At 72.0% G+C, this 16,848-nt stretch carries 12 protein-coding genes; 2 read left to right on the forward strand and 10 right to left on the reverse strand.

Annotated elements, in window-relative coordinates:
* Positions 1 to 77: 77 nt before the first annotated feature.
* The 10 genes from RFN52_RS16360 to rsmI all read right to left on the reverse strand — a co-directional run bounded on the left by RFN52_RS16360 (position 78) and on the right by rsmI (position 13,146).
* Positions 78 to 2,003 carry an outer membrane protein assembly factor BamB family protein gene (locus RFN52_RS16360; protein WP_184847222.1) on the reverse strand — a complete coding sequence of 642 codons (1,926 nt, stop codon included), beginning with the start codon at positions 2,001 to 2,003 and terminating at the stop codon, positions 78 to 80.
* 70 nt (positions 2,004 to 2,073) lie between these two features.
* Positions 2,074 to 3,834, reverse strand: a complete 1,761-nt coding sequence (locus RFN52_RS16365) for an outer membrane protein assembly factor BamB family protein (RefSeq protein ID WP_184847224.1) — start codon at positions 3,832 to 3,834, stop codon at positions 2,074 to 2,076.
* 191 nt (positions 3,835 to 4,025) lie between these two features.
* Positions 4,026 to 5,834, reverse strand: a complete 1,809-nt coding sequence (locus RFN52_RS16370; protein WP_184847226.1) for an ABC-F family ATP-binding cassette domain-containing protein — start codon at positions 5,832 to 5,834, stop codon at positions 4,026 to 4,028.
* Between the two features lie 70 nt (positions 5,835 to 5,904).
* Entirely contained in the window at positions 5,905 to 7,146 is a 1,242-nt protein-coding gene (locus RFN52_RS16375; protein ID WP_184847228.1) for an ankyrin repeat domain-containing protein, read from the reverse strand.
* Positions 7,147 to 7,212: 66 nt separating this feature from the next.
* Entirely contained in the window at positions 7,213 to 8,115 is a 903-nt protein-coding gene (locus RFN52_RS16380) for a 4-(cytidine 5'-diphospho)-2-C-methyl-D-erythritol kinase (protein WP_184847230.1), read from the reverse strand.
* Positions 8,112 to 9,002, reverse strand: a complete 891-nt coding sequence (gene rsmA / locus RFN52_RS16385) for a 16S rRNA (adenine(1518)-N(6)/adenine(1519)-N(6))-dimethyltransferase RsmA (RefSeq protein ID WP_184847232.1) — start codon at positions 9,000 to 9,002, stop codon at positions 8,112 to 8,114. The genes RFN52_RS16380 and rsmA overlap by 4 nt, the downstream gene beginning before the upstream one ends.
* Positions 9,003 to 9,045: 43 nt before the next feature.
* Positions 9,046 to 10,545: a ubiquitin-like domain-containing protein gene (locus RFN52_RS16390; protein ID WP_184847234.1), complete on the reverse strand. Its 1,500-nt coding sequence runs from the start codon at positions 10,543 to 10,545 to the stop codon at positions 9,046 to 9,048.
* Between the two features lie 119 nt (positions 10,546 to 10,664).
* Entirely contained in the window at positions 10,665 to 11,555 is an 891-nt protein-coding gene (locus RFN52_RS16395) for a TatD family hydrolase (protein ID WP_184847236.1), read from the reverse strand.
* Positions 11,556 to 11,636: 81 nt separating this feature from the next.
* Positions 11,637 to 12,053, reverse strand: coding sequence for a hypothetical protein (locus RFN52_RS16400; RefSeq protein ID WP_184847238.1), 417 nt, complete (start codon positions 12,051 to 12,053; stop codon positions 11,637 to 11,639).
* A 247-nt stretch (positions 12,054 to 12,300) separates the two neighbouring features.
* Positions 12,301 to 13,146, reverse strand: a complete 846-nt coding sequence (gene rsmI, locus RFN52_RS16405) for a 16S rRNA (cytidine(1402)-2'-O)-methyltransferase (RefSeq protein ID WP_184847239.1) — start codon at positions 13,144 to 13,146, stop codon at positions 12,301 to 12,303.
* 111 nt (positions 13,147 to 13,257) lie between these two features.
* On the opposite strand from rsmI, the gene RFN52_RS16410 reads away from it, so the two are divergent.
* Entirely contained in the window at positions 13,258 to 15,006 is a 1,749-nt protein-coding gene (locus RFN52_RS16410) for a dolichyl-phosphate-mannose--protein mannosyltransferase (protein WP_184847241.1), read from the forward strand.
* Between the two features lie 127 nt (positions 15,007 to 15,133).
* Entirely contained in the window at positions 15,134 to 16,768 is a 1,635-nt protein-coding gene (locus RFN52_RS16415; protein WP_184847243.1) for a penicillin-binding transpeptidase domain-containing protein, read from the forward strand.
* Positions 16,769 to 16,848: the final 80 nt, after the last annotated feature.

Below are 16,848 nucleotides of genomic sequence, written 5' to 3' on the forward strand. Positions count from 1 at the left end.
TGACCGCGCCAAACGCGAACGGTCCCGCCCCTGAACAGGGACGGGACCGAAGGGAACATCAGTCGATCACCAGATGATCAGCTCGTTCCGAAGCCGACCGCAAGGTACTCCTTCTCCCGCACCGTCGACCGCTTGCTCGCGTACACCTTGGACATGAAGAGGTGCCCCTCGGCGTAGAGGAACTCGGAGTACTCCGGCGACATGCTGGTCTCCACGTCGCGTACGGCGTCCGTCGCGGGGTTCTGCAGCAGCGTCGTCTCCTTGAAGCCGGTGCCGGAGATGCTCACGACCTGTCCGCCCTTGTCGTACGGGGGACGCTTGTACGCGATCAGGTTGCCGCCGTCCATGCGCAGCGGCGAGATCGTGTAGCCGTCGCCCGCGTCGGCCCGCTGCCCGGTCTGCTTGCCGGTGGCGAGGTCGAAGGCGACGATCTCGTTGGTCTGGCTGTACTTGCCGGTGCCGTCGTGCTCCTCGGTCGGCAGATACAGCCGGTCGTTGCCGACGGCCAGCAGGTTGCAGGCCTCGACGCGGGTGATGCCCTCGCAGCGGGCCGCGAACTGCTCGCCCGGCGCGGAGATGCGTGTGCGCAGCTTGCCGGTCCTGCTGTCGATGGAGAAGAAGTCGGAGATGCCGCTGCCGTCGCCCGCGGAGTCGCCGACGTCGGCGGCCACGACCAGCGGGTTGGTCGACACGATGCTGGCGTACTCGATGCCCTCGGTCATCTTGTACTCCGAGATCACCTTCCCGGACTTCGGGTCGATGGTCTGGATGTGCAGCTGCCGCTGGTCGTAGGAGCCGCACTTGCGCACCGCGACCAGCTTGTCGCCGCCGCCGTACCCGGCGTCGTAGCAGGAGTCGGCCGGCTTCGGGCTCCACAGGAGCTTGCCGGAGACGTCGAAGGCGGCGCCGCCGCTGGTGCTGCCGACGGCGACGGTCTTCCCGCTGAGGGTGATGTTGTCGAAGTTGATCAGCTGGTCACCGGTCTTGACCGTTTTGGTCCACAGCCTCTTGCCGGCGTCGAGGTCGATGAGGGCGATCTGGCTGCACCCGTGCGAGGGGTCGGCCTTGGTGGGCATCGCCGGCTGGTAGAGGACCGCCGTCAGGTTGTCGTCGGTGACGTGGCGGCTGGCCTGGCAGACCGGGCCGGCCAGCGGGATCTTCCACAGCTCGCCGCCCTTGTCGCGGTCGTAGCCGACGATCCGGGCGATGCCGCTCTTGACGTACGCCTTGTCGGTGAGCCACGAGCCGGAGACGACGACCGTGCTGTCGTTCTTCACCTCGGGCGCCGGGACCTGGAAGAGGACCTTGGCGCTGGGGTCGGACGGCGCCTTCTCCTTGCCGGAGGTGGTGCCGCCGTTGTCGTCGTCCGTGCCGCCGGTGCCGCCGCTCTGACCGGCGGTGTCGTTCTGTTTGCCCTCGTCCTTGCCGGACGAGGCGTACCAGACGCCGCCGCCGATGATCAGCGCGATCGCCACGACCGCGGCGACGATGATCAGCATCTGCGCGTTGAGCTTCTTGCCGCCGCCCGGCTGCCCGGCCTGCGGCTGGTACGGCATGGTCGGCTGCTGCGGATAGCCGTAACCGGGCTGCTGCCCGTACCCCGGCTGCCCGAAGCCCGGCTGTCCGTACCCCGGCTGCCCGTACGGTGCCTGCTGCGGCTGCCCGTACGGCCCCGGCTGCTGACCGGGATAGCCGTAGCCGGGCGGGGTCTGCGGGGCCTGCGGAGGCTGGGGCGCCGGAGCGCCCTGCGGGTACCCGTAACCCGCCGGAGGCTGGGGCGGGTTCTGCGGGGCGGCCGGCGGAGGCGTCTGCGGTGCCTGCGGCGCTTGCGGGTAGCCGTACCCCGGCTCAGGAGCCTTGCCGAGGTTCGGCCCGGCCGCGGGCGGCGGGGTCTGCGGCGGCTGGTCCTGCGGCGGCTGGTCCTGCGGCGGCTGGCCCTGGGGCGGCCCGAAGCCGCCCCCCTGCGGGGGCTGCTGGGGCGGCGGGGGCGGCGGCTGGGTCATGGCGTGGGTACCTCGGGGAAGGGGACGGACGACTGGCGGAGTGCGGAAGGAGGATGCGGAAGGGGAAGAGTCACTTGCCGTAGGCGAGCATCAACTTCTCCTTCGTGTCGTCGTTTCCGCTCAGCCGGGTCGTCGAGATGTAGAAGCGCCCGTCGGCCCAGTCGATGTCCTTGGAGAAGAAGCTGTTCTCGATGTCCGCGGCACCCTGGGGGTTCTGCAGCAGCTTGGACGGCTTGTGGCTGTCACCGCCGGTCGGGATGGACACGATCTGCCCGCCCGCGTCGTACGACGGCTCCACATAGGCGATGAGCTTGCCGCCCTCGGTCTTGATCGGCAGCATCGACTCGTCTGAGGGGGACTTAACGCGCCACTTCTCCTTGCCGTTGGCGAGGTCGATGGCGACGATCTCGTTGGCGCCGGTGGTGGCCTTGGTCGGCAGGTAGAGCGTGGAGTCGTCGGCGGCCACGCCCTCGCAGCCCGTGAGGTCGCGTTCGAGGATGGCCCAGCCGCACTCGGGGGCGAAGTCCTCGTCGAAGGCGACCTGCGAGCGGAACTTGCCGCCGGAGGTGAAGGTGGAGATGTTCCAGGCCTTCTTGTCCTCGTTGGTGCTGTAGACGACCAGCGGGCTCACCGAGTAGGTGCGCGCGACCCGCCAGCCCTTGTCGAACGGCTGAGTCCACCTGGCCTTGCCGGTCTTGGGGTCGAGCTCCTGGACCTCGTCGTGCTCCTTGTCGGTCCCGGCACCGCAGGAGGAGACGGCGATCAGCTTCTCGCCGCCGGCGAACGCGGCGGGGAAGCAGGCGTTGCCGTACTTCTTCTTGTCGAAGAGCTTGTCGCCGTTGGTGACGTCGTAGGCCGTGCCGGACTGGGAGCGGCCCACCATCAGCGTCTTGCCGGTGATGGACAGTTCGACGGAGAGCACGGAGTCGAAGAGGGCGCCGTCGGCGACCTCTTCCTTCCAGCCCTTCTCGCCGGTGACGAGGTCGATCTCCTGGAGCTGGTTGCACTTGGCGCGGTCGCTGCTGCCGCTCATGTACGCGACGACGATCTTGTCGTCGGACGTCTTCTGCGGTGTCGTCGCGCAGATCTTCTGCGGGAAGGTGATCGCGTCCCAGGAGGGCTTGCCGTCCCCGACGTTGTACGCGGACAGCTGCTTGTAGGCGGCCTTCACCGCGGTCTTGCCGGTGATCCACATGCCATCGGCGTCGGCGCCGGAACCGGGGGCGTCGGGCGCCTCCTTGTACCAGAGGACCTTGGCCTCGCCGGCCTGGCGGCCCGCGTTGAGGTCCTCGGGGTCCTCGCCGCCGTCGCCGCTGCCGTCACCGGGGTTGACCGGGGCGGAGGAGCCGGGCTTGGCGTCGTCGGTCTTCTGGGCGACGGGCTTCTTCTTGCCCTTGCCGTCGTCGCCGCCGGTGACGGCCCACACGGTGCCGCCGACCACGAGCAGCGCGGCGACCGCGGCGCCGATGATCAGGGCGGGCTTGCCCCTGAAGGGGTTGTTCGAGCCGCCCCCGGGCGGGGTGCCGGGCGCACCGGGGTACTGCGGCTGCTGCGGGTAGCCGTAGCCGGGCTGGCCGTACGGCCCCGGCTGCTGCGGCGGGCCGTAGGGGCCGGGGTTGTACGGCCCCGGCTGTCCCGGCTGCCCGTACGGACCGGGCTGCTGCGGGTAGCCGTACCCCGGCTGCGGCGGGCCCTGCGGGGGCGGCGGCGCCTGGGGCGGGCCCTGGGGCGGCGGCGGGGTCTGCGGCGCCCCGTAACCACCGCCCTGCGGCGGCTGGTTCTGCGGTGCTCCGAAGCCACCGTGCGGTGGCTGACTGGGCGGCTGAGTCATCAGCGGCTCCCCCGTTCGATCACTGATTTTTAGCCACGCCCTGAGGTACACGATGGGCTCAGAGTCGCTTCATAAAGTTCTAAGACGACTCTTTGTATCACCAGGTTCCGACAGCACAGCGGGCCGATCACCCCCTGTTCCCAAGGGAGGACCGGCCCGTGATGCCCTCGTTATGCGCCTTCACGCACCCTTCACGCGTCCTCGGCCAGTTCCAGCCAGCGCATCTCCAGTTCCTCGCGCTGACCGGCCAACTCCCGCAGCTCGGCGTCCAGTTCGGCCACCTTCGCGAAGTCCGTGGCGTTTTCGGCGATTTGGGCGTGGAGCTTGGTCTCCTTCTCGGAGACCTTGTCGAGTTGCCGCTCGATCTTCTGGAGCTCCTTCTTGGCGGCGCGCTGGTCGGCGGCGCTCTTCTCCGGAGCGGTGGACTGCGACACGGCGGCGGGGGCCGAGGCGGCCGCGGCCTCCTCCATGCGCTGCCTGCGCTCCAGGTACTCGTCGATGCCGCGCGGCAGCATGCGCAGAGCGCCGTCGCCGAGCAGCGCGAACACCCGGTCGGTGGTGCGCTCGATGAAGAACCGGTCGTGGGAGATGACGATCATGGAGCCGGGCCAGCCGTCGAGGACGTCCTCCAGCTGGTTCAGCGTCTCGATGTCGAGGTCGTTGGTGGGCTCGTCGAGGAAGAGGACGTTGGGCTCGTCCATGAGCAGGCGCAGCAGCTGGAGCCTGCGGCGCTCACCGCCGGACAGGTCGCCGACGGGCGTCCACTGCTTCTCCTTGCCGAAGCCGAACGTCTCGCACAGCTGCCCGGCGGTCATCTCGCGCCCCTTGCCGAGGTCGACGCGCTCGCGCACCTGCTGCACGGCCTCCAGCACGCGCGTGGCCGGGTCGAGTTCGGCGACCTCCTGGGAGAGGTAGGCCAGCTTCACCGTCTTGCCGACGCGGACGCGCCCGCCGACGGGCTGGGTCTCGCCGTCGGACCGGGCGGCCTCGGCCATGGCCCGCAGCAGGGACGTCTTGCCGGCGCCGTTGACCCCGACGAGGCCGATCCGGTCGCCGGGTCCGAGCTGCCAGGTGACGTGCTTGAGGAGGACCTTGGGGCCCGCCTGGACGGTGATGTCCTCCAGGTCGAACACGGTCTTGCCGAGCCGGGTGGAGGCGAACTTCATCAGCTCGCTGCTGTCCCGGGGCGGCGGCACGTCCGCGATGAGCTCGTTGGCGGCCTCGACGCGGAAGCGCGGCTTGGACGTACGGGCGGGCGCACCGCGGCGCAGCCAGGCCAGCTCCTTGCGGACGAGGTTCTGCCGCTTGGCCTCCTCCGTGGCGGCGATGCGCTCGCGCTCGGCCCGGGCGAAGACGTAGTCGGAGTAGCCGCCCTCGTACTCGTAGACGTCGCCGCGCTGGACGTCCCACATGCGCGTGCACACCTGGTCGAGGAACCACCGGTCGTGGGTCACGCACACCAGCGCCGACCTGCGGTTCTGCAGATGCCGGGCGAGCCAGGCGATGCCCTCGACGTCGAGGTGGTTGGTGGGCTCGTCCAGGACGAGCAGGTCCTGCTCCTCGATGAGGAGCTTGGCCAGCGCGATCCGGCGCCGCTCACCACCGGAGAGCGGGCCGATGACGGTGTCCAGGCCCTTGGGGAAGCCCGGCAGGTCGAGTCCGCCGAACAGGCCGGTCAGCACGTCCCTGACCTTGGCGTCGCCGGCCCACTCGTGGTCGGCCATGTCGCCGATGACCTCGTGGCGGACGGTGGCCCCGGGGTCGAGGGAGTCGTGCTGGGTGAGTACGCCCAGGCGCAGCCCGCCGGAGTGGGTGACGCGGCCCGTGTCGGCGCTCTCCTGCTTGGCGAGCATGCGGATGAGCGTGGTCTTGCCGTCGCCGTTGCGGCCCACGACACCGATGCGTTCCCCTTCGGAGACGCCGAGGGAGACGCCGTCGAGCAGGGCGCGGGTGCCGTACACCTTGCTGACGTTCTCGACATTGACCAGGTTGACGGCCATTACTCTCCTGCCAAGGGGGATGGATCGACCCCCAGGGTAGTCGCGCGCGGGGGTGCTCCGGCCGGGGCGGTCAGCCGCCGTCCGCCGCTTCCCGGCGGCGCTGGTAGCGCCACACGTCCATCAGCCTCTCGTCGAACGGCAGCCCCGGGTCGCGGGGACCGATCCGGTGCTCGGCCTCCACGCAGCGCGGATCGTCGCGGTAGGCCAGGCCGGACACGGCGTCGATGCGGATCTCCTGACGCTCGTCACGAGTGAGGACGGCCAGGGCGTCCCCCACCTCGGGCTCGCTTCCCCGGTAGTGCCCGAGCCAGCGGCACGCGGCCTCGCGCACGCCGGGGTCCTCGTCACCGGCCAGCGTGAGCACCATGGCGAGGCCCTCGGGGCGGACCTGGGAGCGGCCGTCCTCGGAGCGCTCCAGGGTGTCCGGCACCTGGGCGCGCACCCTCGGGTCCGGGTGGGTGAGGTGCGACAGTCCTACGGCCTCGATCTCGGGGGCGCTGTCGTGGGTCATCGCGTTCAGGAGGGCGGTCAGTACCTCCGGGTCCTCCTCCTGTTCGGCCCAGGGCACCAGCTCCCTGCCCCGCTCCCAGAACGGATATCTGTCCCGCACGGCGTCGCCGAGGATCAGGGACATAAGGATCTCCGCGGCGAGCAGGCGGTGCAGCCGGTCGGGGTGGTTGAGGAGGTCCCTGGTCCACTGCCAGGTCTCCTCCTCCAGCCGGCGGCCGAGCGTGAACACGACGTCGCACCACACGACGTGGTCCCGGTCGGGGTGGGCGAGGGCCCGCGCGACCAGTTCGTCGAAGGGGGTGCGGAGGCCGTACCGGACCTCCATGGACGTGAGGATGGCCCGGTGCTCGTCGCGCACGGTCACGGGGCCGAGCGTGAGCTGCTCGCACCAGCAGCCGATCTCGTCGTCCTCGACCCGGATCCGCTCGACGGGCCCGCTGAGGCCGGTGATGCGGCGCAGCTCGGTCTCCGCGCCCGCCTCGGCCCACCGCCGGGCCCGGGCCAGCATGTCCGCGCGCGCCGGTGCCGTGAGCGGTGTCCGTCCGGTGGCGAGCGCGAGGGCCAGCAGGTGCGACCCGCCGTCCACCGCGCGCGTCAGCGGGGTGCTTCCGTCGGGCAGCGGGCGCAGGGGGTCGGCACCGGCTTGCAGCAGCGCATCGGCGACGTCCGTGTCGTACGCCGCCACGGCCAGGCAGAGGACCGGCAGGCCCGCCACGAGGGTGTCGGGGTCGGCCCCGTCCTCCAGCAGGGCGCGGACCTCGTCCGGGTCTCCGCGCCGCACGGCCTCGGCCAGTCGCTCCACGTCTGCACTCCCCCTCGTCGACGACCCGGGGGAGCCTAGACACCCGGCCGCTGCCGGGGCACGCGATTAACCGGCGGCAGCCACCGTCGCGCCGGGCGCCGGGCCCGACGCCGTACGCACCGTCCGGCACGTCCCGGACGCGAGCAGCGCCTGTGCCACCGCGGCCGCCGACTCCGGGTCGCGGACCAGGAACGCGGTGGTCGGGCCGGAGCCCGAGACGAGCGCGGTGAGCGCGCCGGCGGCCCGGCCCGCGGCCAGGGTGCCGGCGAGTTCCGGGAAGAGGGACAGGGCCGCCGGCTGGAGGTCGTTGGATACGGCGGCGGCGAGCGCGTCCGGGTCGCCCTTGGCGAGGGCGGCGAGGAGTTCCCCGGAGGCGACGGGTTCGGGGATGTCCGTGCCCTCGCCGAGCCGGTCGAACTCGCGGAAGACCGCCGGGGTGGACAGGCCCCGCCCGGCCATCGCGAACACCCAGTGGAAGGTGCCGCCGACCTCCAGGGGCGTCAGCCGCTCGCCCCGCCCGATGCCGAGGGCGGCGCCGCCGACCAGGCTGAACGGCACGTCGCTGCCCAGCTCGGCGCAGATCTCCAGGAGTTCCTCGCGGGAGGCGCCGGTCCCCCAGAGCGCGTCGCAGGCCACCAGGGCGCCGGCGCCGTCCGCGCTGCCGCCCGCCATGCCGCCGGCGACGGGGATGTCCTTGGCGATGTGGAGGTGCACGTCGGGGCTGCGGCCGTACCGTTCGGCGAGCGCCACGGCGGCCCGCGCGGCCAGGTTCGTACGGTCCAGGGGGACCTGGTCGGCGTCGGGGCCGTCGCAGGTGACGCGGAGCTCGTCGGTCGGGGTGACGGTGATCTCGTCGTAGAGGCCGACCGCGAGGAAGACGTTGGCGAGGTCGTGGAAGCCGTCGGGGCGAGCGGCGCCGACCGCCAGCTGGACGTTGACCTTGGCCGGGACGCGGACCGTGACGCTCACGCGGGCTCCTTCTCCTGGTGCCGGTTCGCCTTGTGCTCGGCGATACGCGCGAACTCTTCCACGGTCAGCGACTCGCCCCGGGCCTGCGGCGAGACCCCGGCGGCGACCAGGGCCTCCTCCGCCGCGGCGGCGGATCCGGCCCAGCCGGAGAGCGCGGCCCGCAGCGTCTTGCGGCGCTGGGCGAACGCCGCGTCGACGACGGCGAACACCTCGCGCCTGGCGGCGGTCGTCTTCAGCGGCTCGCTCCGGCGGACCAGGGAGACCAGGCCGCTGTCGACGTTGGGCGCGGGCCAGAACACGTTCCGCCCGATGGCACCGGCGCGCTTGACCTCGGCGTACCAGTTGGCCTTGACCGAGGGGACGCCGTAGACCTTCGAGCCGGGCGGCGCGGCGAGCCGGTCGGCGACCTCCGCCTGGACCATGACGAGGGTGCGCTCGATGGTCGGGAAGGTCTCCAGCATGTGCAGCAGCACCGGCACGGCCACGTTGTAGGGCAGGTTGGCGACCAGCGCGGTCGGGGCGGGGCCCGGCAGCTCGGTGACGTGCATGGCGTCCGAGTGGACCAGGGCGAACCGGTCGGTGCGCTCGGGCATGCGGGCCGTGATGGTCGCGGGCAGCGCACCGGCGAGCACGTCGTCGATCTCCACGGCGGTGACCCGGTCGGCGGCCTCCAGCAGCCCGAGGGTGAGCGACCCGAGGCCCGGGCCGACCTCGACGACCACGTCGTCGGGGCGGACCTGTGCGGTGCGGACGATCCGGCGGACGGTGTTCGCGTCGATCACGAAGTTCTGTCCGCGTTGCTTGGTCGGGCGCACGCCGAGGGCTGCCGCGAGCTCGCGGACGTCGGCGGGGCCCAGAAGGGCGTCGGAGGTGGGGCTGCTGGTCACGGGACAAGGGTACGGGGGTTCGGTTCCCCCCTTGTCCGCCCGCTCATCCGCCCAGCCGTGCCCCGCAGTGCGGCCAGGGGCTGGCCCCCCGCCGCACGTACAGCTTCTTCGCCCGGTACGTCTGCTCCGCCGCCGGGGCGTCCTGGGGGCGGCCACTGCCGCCGAGGTCCTGCCAGGTGCGGGTGTCGAACTGGTAGAGGCCGCCGTAGGTGCCCGAAGAGTCGACCGCGTCGGGCCGGCCGCCGGACTCGCAGGCCGCGAGGCCCTGCCAGTCGAGGTGGTCGGCCCCCTCGACGGAGGCGGGGCGCGGTTTGGTGCCGACCCTGACCACCTGCGGGCGCGGCTCGCGCACCACCTCGGACCCGATCCGGCGCGGCTTCTGCTTGACGCCGTTGACCGAGCGCAGGGAGAAGGTGACCCGGCGCAGGCCCGGCTCGCCCGCGTGCTCCACGACCTCCGTGCCCCGGAACAGGTCCGGGTCCTCCGTGCGCCGCACCTGGAACGGGATCGGCTCCTCGCGGACCTCCTTTCCGGCCGTGATCCGCAGCACGGTCACGGTCTGCCCGTCGCGCGGGAAGCTGCCCTGCGGGACCGACGTGGTGTCCTGGCCGTGCAGAGTGATCCCGGCCCCCTCCACGGCCTCCCGTACGGTCGCGGCGTTGGTGCGCACGGTGCGGGCACGGCCGTCCGCCATGATCGTGACCGTGCGTTCGGTCCGCACATCCAGGGCGAGCCCTTCGCGTCCGATGCGCCGGGAGCGCGACGCCGACAGGTACGCGCCCTCCTGTCGCACACCCAGCTGCCGCAGCGCTCCCTCCACCGTGTGGGCGGTCGTCCACACCTCACGCCGGTGCCCGTCGAGGGTGAGCCGCACGGGACGGGCGAAGTGCACGGCGACCTCGTCGCCGCTGCTGATCTCCGTGCCGGGCCCGGGCGCGATCACGTCATGGGCGCCCACCTCGACGCCCTCCTCCGCGAGCAGCTCGGTGACGTCGTCGGCGAAGGTGTGCATGGTGCGCGCCTTGCCGTCGACGTTCAGCTCGATCGCCTTGTCCTTGGCGACGAACGCCGTGGTGCCGCCCGCCAGGAAGGCGACGACCAGGGCCTGCGGGAGGAGCCGTCGCATGGGGCTGTCCAGGGGCTCGGCGTAGCGCGCCCTGCGCCGGCGTGCGGATCTTCGGTGCGCGCCGGTGCGCGCCGCGGCACGCGATCCGGCGTGCGCGCCCGGGCCCCGGCCCGGCTGTTCGACGGAGCCGGGCGCCGGCCCGTCGTCCGGGGCACCCTGCCGGGGCAGTCCGGGCCGGGGCGGCGCCTCGTAGGCCGGCCGGTAGGTGTCCGCGTAGGCCCCGGGCGTCCCGAGTGCCCCGGGCATCCCGGGCGTCCCGCAGCCGAGCGTCCCGGCGCTGCGCAGATCGGCCGGCGGCGCGTCGAAGCCGCCGCCGTACACCGGGTCGGCGTAGGCCGGGCCGTACGCCTCGTACGTCTCGTACGTCTCGTACGCCTCGTACGTCTTCTCGTGCGTCTCGTATCGGGAGTTGCTCACGCCGACACGCTCCAGGGGCCGGAGGGGGTCCAGAGGGGTCCGGATCGGGCCCCCAGAACCTAGCGGAGCGTTCGTCACTCTCCAAAGCGACGCGGCTACGCACAGTCGTGTGGCCGGTGTCAGTACCCGAAGGCGCGTGCGGTGTTGGCGCCGAGCGCCGTGGCCAGCGTGTCCTCGTCGATGCCGCGCACCTCGGCCATGGCCCGCACGGTGACCGGCACGAGGTACGGGGCGTTGGGCCGTCCGCGGTAGGGCGCCGGGGTGAGGAAGGGCGCGTCCGTCTCCACGAGGAGGAGCTCCAGCGGGGCCACGGCCACCGCGTCCCGCAGGTTCTGGGCGTTCTTGAAGGTGACGTTGCCGGCGAAGGACATGAAGTAGCCCGCGCTCGCGCAGATCTCCGCCATCTCGGCGTTGCCGGAGTAGCAGTGGAAGACGGTCCGCTCGGGGGCGCCCTCCTCCTTCAGCACGCGCAGGACGTCGGCGTGGGCCTCGCGGTCGTGGATGACCAGGGCCTTGCCGTGGCGCTTGGCGATCTCGATGTGGGCGCGGAAGGACCGCTCCTGCGTGTCCTTGCCCTCGGGGCCGGTGCGGAAGTAGTCGAGGCCGGTCTCGCCGACGCCCTTGACCTGGGGCAACGCGGCGAGCCGGTCGATCTCGGCGAGGGCTTCGTCCAGCGCGGCCCGGCCGCCGGCTTCGCGGGCGCCCTGCCGCGACCACCCGTCGGGGTCGCCGTGCACGATCCGGGGCGCCTCGTTCGGGTGCAGGGCGACCGTGGCGTGGACGGCGTCGTGGGCCGCCGCCGTCTCGGCCGCCCACCGGGAGCCCTTGAGGTCGCAGCCGACCTGCACGACCGTCGTCACTCCGACCGACGCCGCCTTCGCCAGTGCCTCCTCGACCGTGCCGGACTGCATGTCCAGGTGGGTGTGGGAGTCGGCAACCGGGACCCGGAGGGGCTCCGGGAGGGGCGGGGCCGCGTTCTTGTCCTGGCGGCCGGAGGTGTTCGAAGGCATGCCCCGATCCTACGAAAGGAGTACGCCCTCCCCGATGGAGGAGGGCCGGGGAGGGCGTACCGACAAGGGAAGCCGGACGGGTCAGCTCGCCTTGCGCTGGAAGGGGTGCAGCAGGTCGGACAGGTGCCAGTGGTGGTGCTCGCGCTCCTCGCCGTCGGCCCCGTCCGCTGCCGCGGGTACGTCCACGGGCCCGGCGGGCGGCGGCACGCGGGAGGGCCGGTGCGCCGCGTCGCGCGCCGACGCGACCCGCCCGGGCCGCATGATCCGCACGACGTGACTGTCGCAGTGGTGGCACTCGGGCTTGCTCAAGGGGGAGGGCACCACCTTGCCGTCCGCGACGTAGAGGACGAACTCGTGACCCGCGGCGTCCTTATGGTGCTCTATCTCGTACGACTGCTCCCAGCCGTGCCCGCACCGCATGCAGGCGAACGAGTAGGACTCGTTGACGACTGCGCTCGCACCGGCGCGGAGCCCGGTCTGCCCTGCGATCTCACTCATGCCAGCTCCTGTTCCGCTGTGGCGTGAGGACGATTCCGTCCCCGCAACCCAGTGGACTCCTCGGCCGGACCGATGGCAGCAGACCTGTCGACTGTTGGCCCCGATTTGGGCGTCCCTTGCCGTTGCACCCCTTGCGCTTTGCCCACCCATGGGGCGCACGCTCATCCGACATGCGCCCTGCTCAGAGGGTGCTTACGCCCCCCACCCCGGGGGCGCGGGAAACCGCGTGCTCAGCCACACACAGCCCTCAGGGTGCGTTCTTCGCGGCGACCACGGCATCGAAAACCATCCGCTTCGGCACCCCGGCCTCCACCGCCACCGCGGCGATCGCCTCCTTGCGCCGCTCCCCCGCTTCCTCCCGCACCCGGACCCGCCGCACCAGCTCCTCGGGACCGACCTCCTCGGGCCCCTTCTCCGGCGCCCCCTCCACCACGACGGTGATCTCGCCGCGCACCCCCTCCGCGGCCCACGCGGCCAGCTCCCCGAGCCCGCCCCGCCGTACTTCCTCGTACGTCTTGGTCAGCTCCCGGCACACCGCGGCCCGCCGCTCGGCCCCGAAGACCTCGGCCATCGCCGCCAGCGTGTCGTCGAGCCGGTGGGGAGCCTCGAAGTAGACGAGCGTCCGCCGCTCCTCGGCGACCTCCCGCAGCCGCCCCAGCCGCTCCCCCGCCTTGCGCGGCAGGAACCCCTCGAAGCAGAACCGGTCGACCGGCAGTCCGGACAGCGCGAGCGCGGTGAGCACCGCGGACGGCCCGGGCACGGCGGTGACCCGCACGTCCCGCTCGACCGCGGCGGCGACCAGCCGGTACCCCGGGTCGGACACGGACGGCATCCCCGCGTCCGTGACGAGCAGCACCCGTGCCCCGCCGGCCAGCTCCTCGACCAGCTCCGGCGTCCGGGCGGACTCGTTGCCCTCGAAGTACGACACGACCCGCCCCTTGGGCGTGACGCCGAGTGCCTGGGTCAGACGGCGCAGCCGCCGCGTGTCCTCGGCGGCGATCACATCGGCTCCGGCCAGTTCCTCGGCGAGCCGGGGCGGGGCGTCCGCGATGTCGCCGATGGGGGTGCCTGCGAGTACGAGGGTTCCGATCACGCTCCCATCCTCCCAGGGGCGGCGGACGCGGACTCCTCCCAGGGGCGGAGGATGCGGACGCATACCGGCCATGCACGGGACTCACACAGAACGGTTCCCTACGATGGCGCGGTGACCAGTACCGCGTCCTCCACGGACACCCGGCAGGGCCAGGCGCCGCTCGACCAGCGGCCGTCCTGGCAGCAGCGGCTGCGCCGCTTCGGCTACCAGGGGCAGCCCAGAAGCGACGCCCGCGACGTCCGTGACCGCCTGGTGCCGCCCTACACCGAGCCCTCCCCGCGCCTGTGGGCGGCGCTCGGCGTCCCGCCCACGCTCGCGGGCCGGCTGGTGCGCTGGTCGGGCTGGATCGGCCCGCTGCTGGTCACGCTGCTGGCGGGGGTGCTGCGGTTCTGGAACCTGGGCAGCCCCAGGGCGGTGATATTCGACGAGACGTACTACGCCAAGGACGCGTGGGCGCTGATCCACCGCGGGTTCGAGCTCAACTGGGACAAGAACGCCAACGACCTGGTCCTGTCGTCGGGCGGGCACGTCACGCTCCCGGCGGACGCCGCGTACGTCGTGCACCCGCCGGTCGGCAAGTACGTCATCGGGCTCGGCGAGCTGATGTTCGGGTTCGACCCCTTCGGCTGGCGTTTCATGACGGCCGTGCTCGGCACGGTGTCCGTGCTGCTGCTGTGCCGGATCGGCCGCCGCCTGTTCCGCTCCACCTTCCTGGGGTGCCTGGCGGGCGCGCTGATGGCGGTGGACGGGCTGCACTTCGTGATGAGCCGCACGGCGTTGCTCGACGGCGTGCTGATGTTCTTCGTGCTGGCCGCGTTCGGCTGTCTGCTCGTCGACCGCGACCGGGCCCGTGCGAAACTCGCCGCCGCGCTGCCGCTGGACGAGGACGGCCGGGCACGGCCCGACCGGCACACGGCGGAGACGGCCCGCCTGGGATGGCGCCCCTGGCGCTGGGCGGCGGGCCTGATGCTGGGCCTGGCCATCGGCACCAAGTGGAACGGCCTCTACATCCTGGCCGCGTTCTGTCTGATGGCGGTGTTGTGGGACGTCGGTTCGCGCCGGGTCGCCGGCGCCCGTCACCCGTACACGGCGGTCCTCAAGCGCGACACGGGCCTCGCGTTCCTCGCCACGGTCCCGGTCGCCCTGGTCACCTACCTGCTGTCCTGGACCGGCTGGATCCTCTCCGCCACGAACGGCTCCGGCGGCTACTACCGCAACTGGGCCGCGACCAGCGGCAAGGGCGGCAGCTGGACGTTCCTGCCCGACTGGCTGCGCAGCCTGTGGCACTACGAGCACCAGGTGTACGAGTTCCACGTCGGCCTGTCCTCGCCGCACACGTACCAGTCCAACCCGTGGAGCTGGCTCGTCCTCGGCCGCCCGGTGTCGTACTTCTACGAGTCCCCGGCCCCCGGCAAGGACGGCTGCCCCGCCGACGCCGGCGAGAAGTGCGCCCGCGAGGTCCTCGCCCTCGGCACGCCGCTGCTGTGGTGGGTCGCCTGTTTCGCGGTCCTCTACGTGCTGTGGCGCTGGTTCTTCCGCCGTGACTGGCGCGCGGGTGCCATCGCCTGCGGCATCGCGGCCGGCTACCTGCCCTGGTTCATGTACCAGGAGCGCACGATCTTCTTCTTCTACGCCGTCGTTTTCCTGCCGTTCCTGTGCCTGGCGGTGGCGATGCTCCTGGGCGCGATCATCGGCCCACCCCGCTCCAGCGACACCCGCCGCGTCGCGGGCGCCACCGCCGCGGGCGTCCTCGTCCTGCTGATCACCTGGAACTTCATCTATTTCTGGCCCCTGTACACCGGCCAGGCCATCCCGATCGACGACTGGCGGTCGCGGATGTGGCTGGATACGTGGGTCTGATCTACGTTCGGTCAAAAATCGAAACTCCCGTCCCGGTAGTAACCGCTTACGCATAGAGTCCCCCCGGCATCGAGCTTCTGAACGCGTTCAAAGGGGCGCGTGGGGCTCAACGGGGAGGGGTCCAGCCATGGGCAAGGGGGTCAAAGCCGCCGTCATAGGCGGGGTGTTCGCGGTGATGGTGGGCGGGGCCGGGTACGGCGCCTACAACCTCGTGAGCGCGCTCGACGGTGACGGGGGCGGCACGGGCGGGGTGGCCGCGGAGAACAAGTCGGGGCCGCCCGACAAGGACGAGGTCGAGGAGACCACGGCCAAGTTCTTCACGGCCTGGGAGAAGGGCGCCGCCGCCACGGCGGCCTCGTACACGAACAACGACGGCGCGGCCGAGCAGCTGCTCACCGCCTTCGGCGACGACGCGCACATCACCGGCGTGAAGATCACGCCGGGCGCGGCCCGGGGCGCCACCGTGCCGTACACGGTGAAGGCGAAGGTCGCCTACGGCGGGAAGTCCAAGCCGCTGAGCTACAAGAGCGAGCTGAAGGTCGTGCGCGGGCTGACCACCGGGCGGGCACTGGTCGACTGGCAGCCGTCCGTCGTGCACCCCGGGCTGAAGAAGGAGGACACCCTCGTCACCGAGCGGTCGGCCACGCCGCCCATCGAGGCCGTGGGCCGCGACGGCTCCGAGCTGACGAAGGAGAAGTACCCCTCCCTCGAACCGGTCCTGGACACCCTGCGCGACAAGTACGGCGACAAGGCCGGCGGCACCCCCGGCATCGAGCTGGTCATCCGGCACACCGGCGACGGTGCTCCCGACACTCCGCTGCTCACCCTCGCCAAGGGCAAGCCGGGCAAGCTCACCACCACGATCAGCCCGGGCGCGCAGGCGGCGGCCGAGAAGGCGGTCGAGCGGTTCGCCCAGTCGTCGGTGGTGGCCGTCAAGCCCAGCACCGGCGAGGTGCTGGCCGTGGCCAACAACCGCACGGACGACTTCAACGCCGCCTTCCAGGGCGAGGCGGCACCCGGCTCCACCATGAAGATCATCACCGCCGCGATGCTCATCGACAACGGCGTGACCTCGATGAACGGCCCGGCGCCCTGCCCGGACACCGCCGTGTGGCAGAGCCAGGCGTTCAAGAACCTGACCGGCATGAAGCCCGACGAGAGCGCGACGCTCGCCAACAGCTTCATGCGGTCCTGCAACACCGCCTTCATCAAGCTCATCGACGAGAAGCCGCTCACGGACGCCTCGCTGACCCAGGAGGCCGAGGAGCGCTTCGGGCTGGGGCAGGACAACTGGAAGACCGGCATCGCCTCCTTCGACGGCAGTGTCCCCGCCGTCGACGGCCCGGACCGGGCGGCGGGTGCGATCGGGCAGGGCCAGGTGCAGATGAGCCCGCTGAACATGGCCTCGGTGACCGCGACCGCCATCACCGGCGCCTTCCGCCAGCCCTACCTCGTCTCGCCGGAACTGGACGGCCGGGAACTGGCCCGGGCCCGGGGCCTGCGGGCGAGCACCGCCGCCCAGCTCAAGCAGATGATGCGGCTCACGGCCACGCAGGGCACCGCCGCGCGGGCCATGGCCGGTCTTGGCGGTGACATCGGCGCCAAGACCGGTTCCGCCGAGGTCGACGGCAATGCCAGGTCCAACAGCTGGTTCACCGGATTCCGGGGCGACATCGCGGCGGCGGCCATGACCGAGGAGGGCGGCCACGGCGGCGACGCGGCCGGGCCGATTGTCGCAGCCGTGCTACGAACAGGTGGCTGATCTCACCTCCGCGGCACGGGACTCTAGGGTGGTGGCCGTCGTTGGGACATGGGACAGCTGAGGGCGACGGGGACCCTGGG

The organism is Streptomyces collinus (assembly GCF_031348265.1).
GTDB classification, from domain to species: domain Bacteria; phylum Actinomycetota; class Actinomycetes; order Streptomycetales; family Streptomycetaceae; genus Streptomyces; species Streptomyces collinus.

What these genes read in the sequence shown, in the direction of transcription:
- RFN52_RS16360 (WP_184847222.1), bottom strand. Translation starts at nt 2,003, where the DNA reads ATGACCCAGCCGCCGCCCCCGCCGCCCCAGCAGCCCCCGCAGGGGGGC.
- RFN52_RS16365 (WP_184847224.1), bottom strand. Translation starts at nt 3,834, where the DNA reads ATGACTCAGCCGCCCAGTCAGCCACCGCACGGTGGCTTCGGAGCACCG.
- RFN52_RS16370 (WP_184847226.1), bottom strand. Translation starts at nt 5,834, where the DNA reads ATGGCCGTCAACCTGGTCAATGTCGAGAACGTCAGCAAGGTGTACGGC.
- RFN52_RS16395 (WP_184847236.1), bottom strand. Translation starts at nt 11,555, where the DNA reads ATGCCTTCGAACACCTCCGGCCGCCAGGACAAGAACGCGGCCCCGCCC.
- RFN52_RS16400 (WP_184847238.1), bottom strand. Translation starts at nt 12,053, where the DNA reads ATGAGTGAGATCGCAGGGCAGACCGGGCTCCGCGCCGGTGCGAGCGCA.
- RFN52_RS16415 (WP_184847243.1), top strand. Translation starts at nt 15,134, where the DNA reads ATGGGCAAGGGGGTCAAAGCCGCCGTCATAGGCGGGGTGTTCGCGGTG.